This window comes from Paracoccus alkenifer (assembly GCF_900108405.1).
GTDB classification, from domain to species: Bacteria; Pseudomonadota; Alphaproteobacteria; order Rhodobacterales; family Rhodobacteraceae; genus Paracoccus; species Paracoccus alkenifer.
Window position 1 is genome coordinate 338910 of sequence record NZ_FNXG01000004.1, and the last position, 15284, is coordinate 354193.

Annotated in this window: 11 protein-coding genes; 2 read left to right on the top strand and 9 right to left on the bottom strand. The window is 66.9% G+C overall.

Features of this window, described 5'->3' with window-relative positions:
• Positions 1-29: 29 nt before the first annotated feature.
• Genes BLW83_RS11960 through BLW83_RS11975 form a run of 4 tightly spaced genes read right to left on the bottom strand, consistent with a single transcriptional unit; the run spans position 30 to position 2872 of the window.
• Entirely contained in the window at positions 30-377 is a 348-nt protein-coding gene (locus BLW83_RS11960; RefSeq protein ID WP_090848455.1) for a RidA family protein, read from the bottom strand.
• Complete coding sequence (locus BLW83_RS11965) at positions 374-1180, bottom strand: SDR family NAD(P)-dependent oxidoreductase (RefSeq protein WP_090848456.1); 807 nt, start codon at positions 1178-1180, stop codon at positions 374-376. The genes BLW83_RS11960 and BLW83_RS11965 overlap by 4 nt, the downstream gene beginning before the upstream one ends.
• Positions 1173-1985 carry a shikimate dehydrogenase family protein gene (locus BLW83_RS11970; RefSeq protein ID WP_090848457.1) on the bottom strand — a complete coding sequence of 271 codons (813 nt, stop codon included), beginning with the start codon at positions 1983-1985 and terminating at the stop codon, positions 1173-1175. The genes BLW83_RS11965 and BLW83_RS11970 overlap by 8 nt, the downstream gene beginning before the upstream one ends.
• Positions 1985-2872 (bottom strand): 2-hydroxy-3-oxopropionate reductase, encoded by an 888-nt coding sequence (locus BLW83_RS11975; protein ID WP_090848458.1) that lies wholly within the window; start codon positions 2870-2872, stop codon positions 1985-1987. Before BLW83_RS11975 ends, BLW83_RS11970 begins: the two co-directional genes overlap by 1 nt.
• A gap of 90 nt (positions 2873-2962) precedes the next feature.
• Here BLW83_RS11975 and BLW83_RS11980 point away from each other — a divergent pair, with 90 nt between their 5' ends.
• Together BLW83_RS11980 and BLW83_RS11985 are read left to right on the top strand one after the other, a co-directional pair.
• Positions 2963-3727, top strand: a complete 765-nt coding sequence (locus tag BLW83_RS11980) for an HpcH/HpaI aldolase family protein (protein ID WP_090848459.1) — start codon at positions 2963-2965, stop codon at positions 3725-3727.
• 6 nt (positions 3728-3733) lie between these two features.
• Positions 3734-4954: an NAD(P)/FAD-dependent oxidoreductase gene (locus BLW83_RS11985; RefSeq protein ID WP_245728821.1), complete on the top strand. Its 1221-nt coding sequence runs from the start codon at positions 3734-3736 to the stop codon at positions 4952-4954.
• Between the two features lie 67 nt (positions 4955-5021).
• Here the strand turns inward: BLW83_RS11985 and BLW83_RS11990 are convergent, their stop codons facing one another.
• The 5 genes from BLW83_RS11990 to rpoC all read right to left on the bottom strand — a co-directional run bounded on the left by BLW83_RS11990 (position 5022) and on the right by rpoC (position 15256).
• A complete protein-coding gene (locus BLW83_RS11990; RefSeq protein WP_090848460.1) occupies positions 5022-5837 on the bottom strand; it encodes an NAD-dependent epimerase/dehydratase family protein in 816 nt (271 codons plus the stop codon).
• Positions 5834-7054 (bottom strand): pyridoxal phosphate-dependent aminotransferase, encoded by a 1221-nt coding sequence (locus tag BLW83_RS11995; protein WP_090848461.1) that lies wholly within the window; start codon positions 7052-7054, stop codon positions 5834-5836. Before BLW83_RS11995 ends, BLW83_RS11990 begins: the two co-directional genes overlap by 4 nt.
• Positions 7051-8685 (bottom strand): hydantoinase B/oxoprolinase family protein, encoded by a 1635-nt coding sequence (locus BLW83_RS12000; protein WP_090848462.1) that lies wholly within the window; start codon positions 8683-8685, stop codon positions 7051-7053. Before BLW83_RS12000 ends, BLW83_RS11995 begins: the two co-directional genes overlap by 4 nt.
• Positions 8682-10778: a hydantoinase/oxoprolinase family protein gene (locus BLW83_RS12005; protein WP_090848463.1), complete on the bottom strand. Its 2097-nt coding sequence runs from the start codon at positions 10776-10778 to the stop codon at positions 8682-8684. The genes BLW83_RS12000 and BLW83_RS12005 overlap by 4 nt, the downstream gene beginning before the upstream one ends.
• 251 nt (positions 10779-11029) lie before the next feature.
• Positions 11030-15256 carry a DNA-directed RNA polymerase subunit beta' gene (gene rpoC, locus BLW83_RS12010; RefSeq protein ID WP_090848464.1) on the bottom strand — a complete coding sequence of 1409 codons (4227 nt, stop codon included), beginning with the start codon at positions 15254-15256 and terminating at the stop codon, positions 11030-11032.
• Between the last annotated feature and the right edge of the window lie 28 nt (positions 15257-15284).

Here is a 15284-nt window from a genome sequence, read left to right on the forward strand (position 1 = left end):
GGTGCCCCCTTTTCGGCTGCGCCCCCGGTTTATAGCGCCGCGGTGACGATCAGTTCGACCAGCATCCCCGGCTTTGCCATCCGCCCCTGCCCCGAGGACCGCGCCGGCGCGTGTTCCATCGGCATCCACGCGTCCCAGACCGCGTTCACTTCGTCAAAGTCGCGCACATCGTCCAGCCACATCTGCACATGCAGGATGCGGGTCTTGTCGGTGCCGGCCTTGGCCAGCAGGTCGTCGATCTTGGCCAGCACCTCGCGCATCTGGTCGGCGGCGGACTGGCCCGGCTCGGCCACCTGCCCGGTCAGATAGACGGTGGAGTTGTGGACCACCCCGTGGTGGATGCGGGTGTCGAAATCAAAGCGGGTAATGTCGGTCATGTGTCTGCCTGTCTGATGGGGTTGCCGCGCAGGTAATGCGCGTAAGGTGCCTGGACCAGCCAGCCGGCATCGACCGGCAACGTGACGCCGGTGATCGAGGCGGCGCGGTCCGAACATAGAAACAGCGCCGCCTCGGCCACGTCCTCGGGGGCCACGAACTTGCGCAGGGCGGTGGTGTCCTTGATCGCCTGCGGGTCGCGTTCGCCCGCGGCGATGCGGGCTTTCAGCCCGTCCGACAGCGTATAGCCGGGCGCGACCGCGTTGACGCGGATGCCATGGGGGCCAAGCTCGGCGGCAAGGATGCCGGTCAGCGCCAGCACCGCCTGTTTGCCGGGCGTGTAAGAGGGCAGCGACAGCGGCGCAAAGGACGCCAGCGAGCCGACGTTCAGGATCGCACCGCCCTGCCCCGCCCGCTGCATCAGCCGCCCGAACACCTGACAGCCCACCAGCGTGCCGCGATAATTGATGCGCCACATGCGTTCGTCTTCGTCCAGATCCTGGTCCAGCACATGCTTGCCGCTTTGCAGGATGCCGGCGCAGTTGACGACCACCTGCGGGGCGCCGATGGCGGCATCTGCCTGCGCGGCCAGCGATTCCAGCGACTGCGGGTCGGCGACATCGACGGCGATAAAACGGGCCAGAGGCGCGCCGGTTGCGGCACATTCCCTGGCCACGGCGGCGCCCCGCGCGGCATCGCGGCCCGCCACGATCACCTGCGCGCCCGCTTGCGCAAAGCGCAGCGCGATGGCGCGGCCGATCCCCGAGGTGCCGCCGATGACCACGGCGCTTGCGATTTCAGCCATCGGTGCGGTCCTTGCGTTCGATGTCAAAGAAACGCGCCATCGCCTCGGTCTGGAAATCCATCATCGGGCGGCCGGGCTGGATGCGGCAGCCGATGCGCGCGGCCTCGCGCAGCAGCGGCGTCTCGGCCGGCTCCATGATGATATCGACCACGGTCATGTCGGGCGTCAGCGCCGCGGTGTCCATCGGCAGCGGGTCGGTGGGCTTCAGCCCCATGGGGGTGGCGTTGATCGCCATGTCCATGCCTGACGGATCGGCCGCGCCCACCGCGATGCGGCAGGCGGGATAGGCGGCTGCGACCAGATCGGCCAGCGCCTGCGCGCGGTCGCGGTCCACATCCGCCAGCCTGATTTCCGCGGCCCCCGCCTCGGCCAGGCAATAGGCGAGCGAGGCACCCGCGCCCCCCGCCCCCACTTGCAGGATGCGCTTGCCCCGCACCTGATGCCCGCCGGCCGCCAGCCCGTCCATGAAACCCACGCCGTCGAAATTATCGGCATACCAGCTGCCGTCCGCCTGCCTGCGCACCGAATTGGCGCTGCGCACGCGGGCGGCGCGATCATGGGCGGCAGCGCATTTCTCGAACACCCGGGTCTTGTAGGGGACCGAGATGATGACCCCGCGGATGTTTTCCGCCGCCGTCAGCCCGTCCCAGAACACGTCGAAGTCCTCGGGGCGGCAGCTCAGCGGCACCATGAGGCTGTCCAGCCCCTTTTCCTCGAATATCCGGTTGAAGATGCCGGGGCTTTTCGCGTGGCCGACCGGGTGGGCCAGCATCACGAATATATCTGCCTTGCCAGTTCCACGCATCAGGCGCCGCCTTTCGCAACCGGGTGATGAGCCAGTGTTTCCAGCGCCGTCACCAGCGCCGAGTGGTCCTTGTCCGCCGCACCCTGCGCCGCGCAGGCGCTGAACAGCTGCTGCGCGGTGGCGGTGTTGGGCAGCGCCACCCCCAGCGCCCGGGCGCTGTCCAGCGCCAGCCCCAGATCCTTTTGATGCAGCCGGATGCGGAAACCCGGGTCGAAGCTGCGCGAGATCATGCGTTCGCCATGCACCTCAAGCACACGGGACGAGGCAAACCCGCCCAGCAGCGCCTGCCGCACCTGCGCCGGGTCGCAGCCGGCCTTGGAGGCGAACACCAGCGCCTCGGCCACGGCCTCGATATTCAGGGCGACGACGATCTGGTTGGCGATCTTGCAGGTCTGGCCGGCGCCGTTCTGTTCGCCCACCAGGGTGATGTTCTTGCCCAGCGCCTCGAAAATCGGGCGGGCACGGTCGAATTCCGCCTGCGGGCCGCCGACCATGATGGTCAGGCTGGCGGCCTTGGCCCCGACCTCGCCGCCGGAAACCGGCGCGTCCAGATAGCCCGCGCCTTTCTCGCGCAGCGCGGCGGCGAAATCCGCGGTGGCGATGGGGCTGATCGAGCTCATGTCGATGACCAGCGCGCCTTGCGCGATGCCCTCGGCCACGCCGCCCGCGCCCAGCAGCACCCGTTCCACGTCCGGGGTGTCGGGCAGCATGGTGATGACCACCTCGCTGGCGCGCGCGACCTCGGCGGGGGTGGCGACCACCTGCGCCGCCAGCCCCTCGGGCAGGTCGGAACGGTTCAGCGACACCGTCAGCTCATGCCCCGCCGCGGCCAGATTGCGGGCCATCGGCGCGCCCATCACCCCCAGCCCGATAAAACCGATTCTCACTGTCCGTCCCCTTCGCCACTTCGCGGTTGCAACGTATGATATATGTCATCATACAAATGACAACCCCATTGCACGGAGAGTTCCAGAATCATGCAAGAGCGTCCGAACCCGTTGAAAGCCTCGCTTGCCGCAGGGCGGCCCAGCCTGGGGCTGTGGTGCTCGCTGGGCAGCCCGCTCAGCACCGAGATCATGGCCGGCGCCGGGGCCGGCTGGCTGCTGATCGACGGCGAACACAGCCCCAACGACCTGCGCAGCACCATGGCGCAATTGCAGGCCGCGGCGGCATTCCCGTGCGAGGCGGCGGTGCGGCTGCCCTCGGACAGCGCGGTGCTGATCAAGCAGTTCATGGACGCGGGCGCGCGCAGCCTGATGGTCCCGAACGTGCGCACGGCGGAACAGGCGCGGGCGATCGTGGCGGCGATGTCCTATGCGCCCGCCGGGATCCGCGGGTTTTCGACCGGCCACCGCGCCAACCAGTTCGGCCGCATCAAGGATTATCACCGCAGCGCGCGGACGAATCAGCTGCTGGCCGTGCAGATCGAATGCGCGACCGGCGTCGCCAATGCCGCCGAAATCGCCGCGGTCGAGGGCGTGGACGTGCTGTTCGTCGGGCCGGGCGACCTGTCCACCAACATGGACGCAATGGGCAATCCCGGCGCGGACCATGTGCAGGCCGCCATCGCCCGCGTATTGCAGGCCGCGCGGGACGCGGGTAAGGCCGCCGGCATCCTCGCGCCCCTCAAGGCGGACGCCGACCGCTATCTGCGCGACGGCTTCACCATGGTCGCCGTCGGCGCCGACCTTGGGCTGCTGGCGCGCGGCTCGGACAATCTGATCGCATCCTTTTCGCTCTAGAGGCCCATGATGCCCTTTCCGAAATACAATCCGCCGGCCCGTCGCGCCTATGACATCGTCATCGTGGGCGGTGCGGTGGTGGGATCGTCCACCGCCTACTGGCTGTCCCGAAAGCTGGGCGAAAACGCCTCGGTTCTGGTGGTCGAGCGCGACAGCACCTATGAATTTTCCTCGACCGCGCTGTCGACCAGCGCCATACGGCAGCAGTATTCCAACCCGATCAACGTCAAGATCAGCCAGTTCGGCATCGAATTCATCAACGGCTTTGCGGACCGCATGGCGCCGTTCTATCCGAACGAGCCTGCGCCGGACCTGGGGTTTCGCGAACACGGCTATCTGTATTGCATATCGCCCCAAGGCGTCGACGCCGCCCGCGAACGGGTCGATTTGCAGCGCAGCCTGGGCGCCCATACGGTGTTTCTTGAACCCGGACCGCTGAAGGACCGCTTTCCTTGGCTGAACGTCGAGGATCTGGGCGGCGGCGCCTGGGGCGCGCAGGGCGAGGGGTGGTTCGATTCCATGGGCCTGCTGAACGGGCTGCGCCGGGCGGCGCGGGCCAGCGGCATCGAATATATCGACAACGCGGTGGTCGGCATGGACATGGACGGCGGCCGCGTCACCGCCGTGCGCCTGTCCACGGGCGAGGTGGTGGGCTGCGGCATCGTGGTGAACGCGGCCGGGCCGCGCGCCCAGCAGGTCGCGGCCATGGCGGGGCTGTCGATCCCGGTCGCGCCCTACAAGCGCTACAGCTTCGTGTTTGCCAGCGAGACCCCGATCCCGGGCCGGATGCCGAACGTGATCGACCTGTCGGGCACCTTTGTCCGCCCCGAGGGCGAGCTGTTCCTGACCGGCAACACGCCGCTGGACAACGGCCCGGCCGATTACGACGATTTCTCGGCCCGGCACGAGGAATTCGAGGACCGGATCTGGCCCGCGCTGTGGCACCGCATCCCGGCCTTCGACGCGCTGCGGGTCCGGCAAAGCTGGACCGGGCATTACGAATACAACATGCTGGACCATAACGGCATCGTGGGTTTCCACCCCGAGGTCAGCAACTTCATGTTCGCCAACGGGTTTTCCGGCCACGGGCTGCAACAATCCCCCGCCGTGGGCCGGGGCGTGGCGGAACTGATCGTGGACGGCGGCTTTCAGACGCTGGACCTGACCCCGTTCCGCTATGAACGCATCCCCGCGAATGAGCCGTTCATGGAAGAGGCGGTGATCTGAAACGCAAGAACCCGCGCCGGGGCACGGCGCGGGTTTTCGCCTGGGCCTGGCCGCGGGCTTCGGGCGCCTATTCCTCGTCGTCGGGGTGGCCGAGGTCCACGAACCAGCCGCCCAGCGTCCTGACCGCCGGCGCGTCCGGCTTGGGCGTGGGGGTGCGTTCCTCCATCGCCTCGCGGAAACGTTCGGTGTTGTCCTGCGGGCGATAGCCCAGATGGCCGGCCAGCCGGTTGTCCACCGGCTTTACCGCATTGTCGGACATCCCGAACGAGACCGTGAACCCGACCCGGGGCGCGGTCAGCGCCGCCGTCACCAGCCGCACGCAATCGTCAAACGACAGCCACGACCACAGCATCCGCCGGTCCGCCGGCTCGGGAAAGGACGAAAAGATCCGCAGCATCGCGCTTTCGATTCCGAACTTGTCCCAGTAGAGCCGGCCCAGATCCTCGACAAAGCATTTCGACAGCCCATACAGGCTGTCGGGCCGATGCGGGTCGTTGGCGTCGATGTGATCTTCGAGCCGGTGATAGCCGATGGCGTGGACGGACGAGGCATAGACCACCCGCCGCACCCCCGCCTGCCGCGCGCTCTCATAGATGTGATAGCTGCCGCGGATGTTGGAATCGAGGATCTCAGCCCAGGGGCGTTCGTTGGGGGCGCCGCCGAAATGCACGATGGCATCGACGCCCTCGCACAGTTTCCGCATCGCGTCGAAATCGGCCAGATCCGCGACGGTGGCTTCTTCGTTCGGTTGCAGATCGGCGATTTCGGTGCGGTCGGTCAGGCGCAGCTTGCGCGCCAGCGGTGCAAGCCCGCGGCGCAGTTCAGTCCCCAGCCGCCCGGCGGCGCCGGTGATCAGGATCGTGTCGAATCTGGGCTTGGTCATGCCAACTCCTCGGCGGGTTCAAGTGCGGCCACGGCGCGGCCGATCCGCGCGATGGCTTCGGTCAGGATCTCGTCCGAAGTGGCGGTCGAGATGCGAAAGAACGGCGACAGCCCGTAAGCCGAGCCGGGGACGGAACTGACATGCGCCTGCGCCAGCAGATAATCCGACACCGCCGCGTCATCTGCCAGCAGCTTGCCGTCCGGGGTGCGCCGGCCGATCAGCGCGGCGCAGCCGATATAGGCGTAGAACGCGCCCTCGGGCGGGGGCAGGGTCAGCCCCTCGATCCCTTCGACGCCGCGCACCACCAGATCGCGGCGGCGCTGGAACGCCTCGCGGAACGCGGCCACGCCCTCCTGCGGCCCGGTCAGCGCCGCCAGCGCCGCCGCCTGCATCGGCGCCGCGACTGAGGTCACGCTTTGGCTTTGCACCGTGGTCATGGCCTTGATCAGCGGCGCGGGCCCGGCGGCATAGCCGACCCGCCAGCCGGTCATCGCGTAAGCCTTGGCCACCCCGTTCACGATCAAGGTGCGGTCCCTGAGTTCCGGGCAGGCTTGCCCGAAGCTGACGAATTCGCGCCCGTCAAAGATGATGTGTTCGTAAATCTCATCCGACAGCACCAGCACCTGCGGGTGCCGCGCCAGAACCTCGCCCAGCGCCTGCAACTGTTCGCGGCTGTAGACCGCCCCCGAGGGGTTGCCGGGCATGTTCAGGAACAGCCACTTGGTGCGGGGCGTGATCGCGGCCTCCAGCACCGCGGGGGTCAGGCGAAAGCCGTCGGCGGCGGCGCATTGCGGCATCACCGGCACACCGCCCAGCAGCTTGACCATTTCCGGGTAGCTGACGAAATACGGCGCGGGCAGGATCGCCTGATCGCCCTGATCCAGCGTGGCCAGCAGCGCGTTGAAGATGATCTGCTTGGCGCCGTTGGTCACCACGATGTCGGCGTCAGTATAATCCAGCCCGTTTTCGCGGCGGAACTTGTCGGCGACCGCGCGGCGCAGCGCCACGGTGCCGGCGGCGGGAGTATAAAGCGTGTCACCGGCCAGCGCGGCCCTATGCGCGGCCTCGATCACATGGGCGGGGGTGGGGAAATCCGGCTCGCCCAGGCCAAGGTCGATCACATCGACCCCGGTGGCGGCCAGCGCCTTGGCCGCCTGCGACGCGGCCATCGAGGCCGACGGCTTCACCACCGCCAGCCGGCTTGCGACATAGCTCATTTCCCGTCCTCCGTGATATAGCCCCTGGTCCTGTCGTTCTTGCGCGCGGCGTCGCTGCGGGCGGCGGGGTCGCCATAGCCGCCGCCGCCGGGCAGGTTCAGCACCAGTCGCCGCCCCGCGGGCACCTGCTGCCAGCCCTTGGGCCGCATCACCGTGCCGTCGTCCAGCATGGCACTGCCCGGCTTGCCGTCGGCGCCGCCGTTGCGGCCGCGCGGCGGGTGGCCGATGCGGTCGAACATGGCCGAGAATTCGAACTGGTGGCCATCGGCCGCCTCGATCTCGATCACCTGCCCCAGCCCGCCGCGATATTCGCCGTCGCCGGCGGAATCGGGGCGCAGCTCCTTGCGCCAGACCACGATCGGGCCGGTCTGCTCGGTCGCCTCGATCGGCATGGTCATCACGCCTGACGGGAACGCCGTCGCCGACAGCCCGTCCAGCCCCGGCCGCGCCCCCATCCCGCCCGAGTTGAACATCAGGATCTCGGCCCGGCGCCCGTCCTGCCCGGTCTGCGGGCGGGCCGAGATATGGATGTTCCACAGCGCGCCCGAGCCTTCGGCCAGCACCTTGCCCGGCAGGGCTTTGGCCAACGCCCCCAGCACCAGATCCGGCACCAGATGCCCGATGACATGGCGCACGCTGACCGGCGCCGGGCGCTCGGCGTTCAGGATATTCACCGGCGAGGAAATGGTGAACAGGTCCAGCGAGGCCCAGTTGTTCGGGATATCCGGCGCGACCACGCATTTCAGCGCATAGCAGGCGTAGGCCTTGGTATAGATGATCGGGACGTTGATGCCCCAGCGGCTGACCGGGTCGCTGCCGGTGAAATCGACGTTCACCGCGCCGTCGGCGATCTCGACCGTGGCCGCCAGCCGCACGGGCTGGTCATAGCCATCGGTCAGCAGCTCGTTCGACCACGCCCCCTTGGGCAGCGCTGCGATGCGGTCCAGCGTGGCGGCGCGGGTGCGCGTGAAAATGAACTCGCCCAGATCATCCAGCGAGGTCAGGCCAATTTCCTGCATCATCTCGATCAGGCGGCGGTGGCCCACGTCGTTGCAGGCGGCCAGCGAATAGAAATCGCCCACCACCTGATTGGGCTCGCGCACATTGGCGCGGATGATCTGCACCAGATCGTGGTTCACCCGCCCGGATTCGGCGAATTTCATGATCGGGATCTGGATGCCTTCTTCATAGACCGACTTGCCGTCGGCGCCAAAGCCGCGCCCGCCCACGTCGACCACATGCGCGGTGCAGGCAAAGAACCCGACCAGCTGGTCCCCCAGAAACGAGGGCGAGACCATGGTGATGTCGTGCAGGTGCCCGGTGCCCTTCCACGGGTCGTTGGTGACATAGGTGTCGCCGGGCAGCATCCGCTCGCGCCCGATTTCGGCGATGAAATGCAGCACCGCCTCGGCCATGGTGTTGACGTGGCCGGGGGTGCCGGTCACCGCCTGCGCCAGCATCCGCCCCTGCGGGTCGAAGACCCCGGCCGACAAGTCGCCGGCCTCGCGCACGCTGGTGGAAAACGCGGTGCGCAGCAGGGTCAGCGCCTGTTCCTCGACCACCGAGATCAGGCGGTTCCACATCACCTGCATACGGATTTCGCGGGTCGCGTCCTTGGGGGTGGGGGTCATGCCGCGATCTCCTTGCGGATCATCATAAGGGTGCCGTCCGCCTGCATCACCACGTCAAAGGGCGAGGTGACGACGGTCGCCGTTTCACGCTCGACGATCACGGCGGGGCCGCTGACGCGGGTGCCGTGGGTCATGGCGGCGCGGTCCACGACCGCCGTGGGCAGGGTCTCGCCGCGGGCGGGGTCAAAGACCGGGCGGCTGGCGGGGGCATCGGCCACGCTGGTGCCGGTGGTGATCGCCAGACGCTCGGGCGCGGTGCGTTCGTCCTGCGCCTTGACCGACAGGGTGACAATCTCGATTTCCAGCCCGTCGCCGGCCTGATCGGGTCCGTCGATGGCGCGGCCGAAAAACTGCGCGTAATTGTCGCGGAAACTGTCGCGCAGCATCGCCACGTCCGCGGCCGTGAACGGCCGGTCCGGCAGCGTTACCGGGATTTCCCAGCCCTGCCCGACATAGCGCATGAAGGCCGTGATCTCGCGCAGGATCGCGCCTTGGGTGCCGGCGCGCACGAACCCCTCGGCGGTGGTTTTCAGCCCCTCTACCAGCGCGTTGAACGCGCCCGCGTCGAATTCCGACAGCCGCACGACCTTTGACGCCAGCGCCTCATACCCAAAGGGCGCGCGCAGAAAACCGATGGCGGACCCCACCCCGGCCCCCGGCGGGATCAGGCAGCGGTCGATGCCCAGCTTTTCGCATAGCCGCGCCGCGTGCAGGGGCGCGGCGCCGCCAAAGGCGATCATGATGTTGTCCGAGATGTTCTTGCCGTTTTCCACCGCATGGACGCGGGCGGCATTGGCCATGTTCTCGTCCACCACCTCGACGATGCCAAAGGCGGCGGATTCGGCGGGCAGGTTCAGCTTGTCACCCACGTCGCGCAGGATCGCGCCCCGGGCATTGTCCACCGACAGGCGGATCGCGCCGCCGGCGAAATTCTCGGGGTCGAGCTTGCCCAGCACCAGATCGGCATCGGTGATCGCCGGCCGCTCGCCGCCGCGCTGATAGCAGGCGGGGCCGGGTTCGGAACCCGCGCTTTCCGGCCCGGTCTGGATGCGGCCCATGGCATCGACCCAGGCGATGGAGCCGCCGCCCGCCCCGATCTCGATCATCTCGATCACCGGGATCGAGATCGGCATCCCCGAGCCCTTGCAGAAACGATAGGTGCGCGCGACCTCAAACGTGCGGGCCGTGCGGGGCTGGAAATCCTCGATCAGGCAGATCTTGGCGGTGGTGCCGCCCATGTCGTAGCTGACCACGCGGTCAAGCCCGAAACGCTGCGCCACGTCGGCGGCAAAGATCGCGCCCCCGGCCGGGCCGCTTTCGACCAGCCGCACCGGGAACTCGGCGGCGGTTTCGACCGAGATCAGCCCGCCGCCGGAATGGATCATGAAAACCGGGCAGGTCGCGCCCATCTCTTTCAGCCGCACCTGCAACCGGGCAAGATAATCGGCCATCTGCGGGCGCACATAGGCGTTGGCGCAGACGGTGTTGAAGCGCTCGAACTCGCGCATCTGGGGCGAGACCTCGGACGAGATCGAGATCGGCACCCCCACCCGGGCCGCGATGATTTCGCGCGCGCGCCGCTCATGCGCCGGGTTCATGTAGGAATGGATAAAGCCGATGGCGACCGCGCCGAAACCCTCGGCGGCGATATGGTCGGCGATGCGTTCCAGCGCGGATTCGTCCAGCGGCTGCAATTCCTGCCCCTGCGCGCCGATGCGGCCGCTGACGGTAAAGCGATCTTCGCGCGGGACCAGCGGGGTCGGCAGTTGCAGGTTCAGGTCGTATTGCTCGAACCGGCTTTCGGTCCGCATCTCGATCACGTCGCGGAACCCTTGGGTCGTGACCAGCGCGGTGCGGGCGCCGCGACGCTCGATCAGCGCATTGGTGGCCAGGGTGGTGCCGTGGATGACGATTTCCAGCTCGGCCGGGGTGATCCCGGCATCGCGCAGCACCACGGCGATACCGTCCAGAATCGCCTGTTCCGGCGCCGCGTAATTGGTCAGCACCTTGGTCGAATAAAGCTGCCCCCGGCAGTCGAGCGCAATGTCGGTGAAGGTGCCGCCGATATCGGCACCAAGACGAACCCCGGTCATGCGTTCTCCTTTTCTCTGCAACACGGCCGCCGTGCCCGCGCGGGCACGGCCAAAGCCCGACCAACCTGCCCAAAGGTTGCCCCGCGCATCGCAATGAAAAAACAAAGATCATCCGGTGATGGAAAAGATTTTCTTGGCCTTGGCGCCGGGCATGCGGCAGGCGGCCCCCGCGCCAGGCGTCATGCAAAAGGCCCGACAGTCGCCTGCCGGGCCTTTGCTGGTTCCGAATCGGGGCCGTCAGCCCCGGGCGATCATTCGTCCGAGGACGCGGCCGCGGTGTCCCCGGCCACATCCGCGGCGGGTTCCGGAGCGGCAAGCGCCGCTGCGGCCTCGGCCTCGGCGCGGCGCATCTCGATCACCTCGGCGTCGCGGTCCTCGGCGATGCGGCGGATGCGGGCGGTGGCGCCACCGGTCCCGGCCGGGATCAGCCGGCCGACGATGACGTTTTCCTTGAGCCCGACCAGACGGTCGCGCTTGCCTTGCACCGCAGCCTCGGTCAGCACCCGCGTGGTTTCCTGGAACGACGCGGCCGAGATGAAGCTGCGGGTCTGCAAGCTGGCCTTGGTGATGCCCAGCAGCACCGGCTCGCCATGCGCAGGACGACCGCCGCGCGCCTCGATCTTGGCGTTTTCCTCGGTGAATTCGTCGCGGTCCACATGTTCGCCTTTCAGCAGCGTGGTGTCGCCCGAATCGAGGATCTCGATCTTTTGCAGCATCTGGCGAACGATCACCTCGATGTGCTTGTCGTTGATCTTGACGCCTTGCAGGCGATAGACGTCCTGAACCTCGTCGATCAGATAGTCGGCCAGCGCCTCGATCCCCAGAATCCGCAGGATGTCATGCGGCGCGGGGTTCCCGTCCATGATATAGTCGCCCCGCTGCACAAAGTCGCCTTCTTGCACCGGGATGTGCTTGCCCTTGGGCACCATGTATTCGACGGGTTCCAGATCCTCGTTCGTGGGCTGCACGACGATCCGGCGCTTGTTCTTGTAGTCCTTGCCGAATTTCACCGTGCCGTCGCTTTCGGCGATGATCGCGTGGTCCTTGGGACGGCGCGCCTCGAACAATTCGGCCACGCGGGGCAGACCCCCGGTGATGTCCTTGGTGCGCGCACCCTCGCGCGGGATCCGCGCCACCACGTCGCCGGCCCGCACCTCTTGCCCGTCCTCGACCGACAGGATCGCGTCGACCGACATCGGATAGCTCAGCGGGTTGCCCTGATCGTTGCGCACCGGCTCGCCGTCGGCACCCATCAGGATGATCTCGGGCTTGAGATCGGCACTGCGGGTGGTCGAACGCCAGTCGGTCACGATCTTCTGGGTCATGCCGGTGGCCTCGTCGGTGTCCTCGCGGACCGACAGGCCGGACAGCAGGTCCACGAACCGCACCGTCCCCGCCTGTTCGGCGATGATCGGCAGGGTGTAGGGATCCCATTCGAACAGCTTCTGCCCGCGGGTCACGGCGTCGCCGTCGCGCACCATCAGCTTGGAGCCGTAGAACAGCTTGTGGCTGGCCAGCGCGGTGCCGTGTTCGTTCAGGACATGCAGCTGCATCGAGCGGCTCATCACGATCAGCTCGCCATTGGCGTTTTCCAGCACGGCGGTGTTTTCGAACCGGATCGTGCCTTCCTGGTTGGCCGCGATGAACGACTGCTGCCCGCCCTGCGCGATGCCCCCGATGTGGAAGGTCCGCATCGTCAGCTGCGTGCCGGGTTCGCCGATCGACTGCGCGGCGATGATGCCCACCGCCTCGCCGATGTTGACCAGCGTGCCGCGGGCCAGGTCGCGACCGTAGCACAGCGCGCAGACGCCGTCCTCGGCCTCGCAGGTCAGGGCCGAGCGGATGCGCACCGACTGCACGCCCGCCGCCTCGATCGCGTCGGCGCGGCGTTCGTCGATCAGCTCGTTCTGGCGGATCATCACCTCGTCGCTGCCGGGCAGCAGCACGTCCTCGGCCGCGACGCGGCCCAGGATGCGTTCGCTCAGCGGCGAGATCACTTCGCCGTCGTTGATCGCCGCCGAAGCCGTGATCGCCGCATCGGTGCCGCAATCGTGTTCGCGGATGATGCAGTCCTGCGCCACATCGACCAGACGCCGGGTCAGATAGCCGGAGTTCGCGGTTTTCAGCGCGGTGTCCGACAGACCTTTCCGCGCGCCGTGGGTCGAGTTGAAGTATTCAAGAACGGTCAGACCTTCCTTGAAGTTCGAGATGATCGGCGTCTCGATGATCTCGCCCGAGGGCTTGGCCATCAGGCCGCGCATCCCCCCCAGCTGCTTCATCTGGGAAACCGAGCCGCGGGCGCCCGAATGCGCCATCATGTAGACGCTGTTCGGTTCGGCCTGGGCGCCGTTTTCATCGGTGCGGGTCTTCGAGATGGTGGCCATCATCGATTCCGTCACGCGGTCGTTGCACTTGGACCACGCGTCCACGACCTTGTTGTATTTTTCGCCCTGGGTGATGAGTCCGTCGAGGTATTGCTGCTCGAACTCTTTCACCTGCTCTTGCACCTCGTCGACGATGGTCCACTTGTTGTCGGGGACCACCATGTCGTCCTTGCCAAAGCTGATGCCGGCGCGGAACGCCTCGCGGAAGCCCATGCCCATGATCTGGTCGCAGAAGATCACCGATTCCTTTTGCCCGCAGTAGCGGTAGACGGTGTCGATGACGTTCTGGACGTCCTTCTTGCGCAGCAGCCGGTTGACCAGCTCGAACGGAGCCTTGGCGTTGCGGGGCAGCAGCGCGCCCAGCCGGACCCGGCCGGGGGTAGTCTCGAAGCGGCGGATGACCTCGTTGCCGTCCTCGTCGATCTGCGACAGGCGGCAGGTGATGGCGGCGTGCAGATGCACGGCGCCGGCGGCCAGCGCGTGTTCGACCTCATCGACGGAACCAAAGGCCATGCCTTCGCCCGTCATGCCGTCGCGCTGCATGGTGGCGTAGTAAAGCCCCAGCACCATGTCCTGCGACGGCACGATGATCGGCGCGCCGTTCGCGGGCGACAGCACGTTGTTCGTGGACATCATCAGGACGCGCGCTTCCAGCTGCGCTTCCAGCGACAGCGGCACGTGGACGGCCATCTGGTCGCCGTCAAAGTCGGCGTTAAAGGCCGAACAGACCAGCGGGTGCAGCTGGATCGCCTTGCCTTCGATCAGGATCGGCTCGAACGCCTGGATGCCCAGACGGTGCAGCGTCGGCGCCCGGTTCAGCAGCACCGGGTGTTCGCGGATCACCTCGTCCAAGATGTCCCAGACCTCGGGGCGTTCCTTTTCCACCAGCTTCTTGGACTGCTTGACGGTGGTCGAATAGCCCTGCGCTTGCAGCTTGGAATAGATGAACGGCTTGAACAGTTCGAGCGCCATTTTTTTCGGCAGCCCGCACTGATGCAGCTTCAGTTCCGGCCCGGTCACGATGACCGAGCGGCCCGAAAAGTCCACGCGCTTGCCCAGCAGGTTCTGGCGGAACCGGCCCTGCTTGCCCTTGAGCATGTCCGACAGCGATTTCAGCGGGCGCTTGTTGTTGCCGGTGATCACCCGGCCGCGGCGGCCGTTGTCGAACAGCGCATCGACCGATTCCTGCAACATGCGCTTTTCGTTGCGCACGATGATGTCGGGCGCGCGCAGTTCGATCAGCCGCTTGAGGCGGTTGTTGCGGTTGATGACCCGGCGATACAGGTCGTTCAAGTCAGACGTGGCAAAGCGGCCCCCGTCCAGCGGCACCAGCGGGCGCAGTTCCGGCGGGATGACCGGAATCACCGTCATCACCATCCATTCCGGGCGGTTTCCGGATTCCAGAAAGCTTTCGACGATCTTCAGCCGCTTGATGATCTTTTTCGGCTTCAACTCGCCCGTCGCCTCTTTCAGCTCGTCGCGCAGCTGGTCGGCGGTGGCTTGCAGGTCGATCGCGGACAGCATCTCGCGGATCGCCTCGGCGCCGATATTGGCGGTAAAGGCGTCGGCGCCGAACTGGTCCTGCGCGTCGAGGTATTCTTCCTCGGACATCAGCTGGCCATAGGTCAGGTCGGTCAGGCCCGGCTCGATGACGACGTAGTTTTCAAAGTAAAGGATGCGTTCCAGATCGCGCAGCGTCATGTCCAGCATCAGGCCGATGCGGCTCGGCAGCGATTTCAGGAACCAGATATGGGCGACCGGGGCGGCCAGCTCGATATGGCCCATGCGCTCGCGCCGGACCTTTTGCAGCGTCACCTCGACGCCGCATTTCTCGCAGACGAGGCCGCGATATTTCATGCGCTTGTATTTGCCGCACAGGCATTCGTAGTCCTTGATCGGGCCAAAGATGCGCGCGCAGAACAGCCCGTCACGTTCCGGCTTGAACGTGCGGTAGTTGATGGTTTCCGGCTTTTTCACCTCGCCGAAGGACCAGGCGAGGATTTCCTCGGGCGAGGCAAGCGAGATGCGGATCTCGTTGAACTGCCGCGCCGGGGCGATCGGGTTGAAGGGGTTGTTGGCGAGTTCCTGGTTCATCTGAATACCTTATGAGTGGCGCGGATGG

Bases quoted from the DNA above. Each gene is read 5' to 3' on its own strand.
- rpoC (WP_090848464.1), bottom strand. From the start codon at position 15,256: ATGAACCAGGAACTCGCCAACAACCCCTTCAACCCGATCGCCCCGGCG.
- BLW83_RS11960 (WP_090848455.1), bottom strand. From the start codon at position 377: ATGACCGACATTACCCGCTTTGATTTCGACACCCGCATCCACCACGGG.
- BLW83_RS12000 (WP_090848462.1), bottom strand. From the start codon at position 8,685: ATGACCCCCACCCCCAAGGACGCGACCCGCGAAATCCGTATGCAGGTG.
- BLW83_RS11980 (WP_090848459.1), top strand. From the start codon at position 2,963: ATGCAAGAGCGTCCGAACCCGTTGAAAGCCTCGCTTGCCGCAGGGCGG.
- BLW83_RS11965 (WP_090848456.1), bottom strand. From the start codon at position 1,180: ATGGCTGAAATCGCAAGCGCCGTGGTCATCGGCGGCACCTCGGGGATC.
- BLW83_RS11985 (WP_245728821.1), top strand. From the start codon at position 3,734: ATGATGCCCTTTCCGAAATACAATCCGCCGGCCCGTCGCGCCTATGAC.
- BLW83_RS11995 (WP_090848461.1), bottom strand. From the start codon at position 7,054: ATGAGCTATGTCGCAAGCCGGCTGGCGGTGGTGAAGCCGTCGGCCTCG.
- BLW83_RS11970 (WP_090848457.1), bottom strand. From the start codon at position 1,985: ATGCGTGGAACTGGCAAGGCAGATATATTCGTGATGCTGGCCCACCCG.
- BLW83_RS11990 (WP_090848460.1), bottom strand. From the start codon at position 5,837: ATGACCAAGCCCAGATTCGACACGATCCTGATCACCGGCGCCGCCGGG.
- BLW83_RS12005 (WP_090848463.1), bottom strand. From the start codon at position 10,778: ATGACCGGGGTTCGTCTTGGTGCCGATATCGGCGGCACCTTCACCGAC.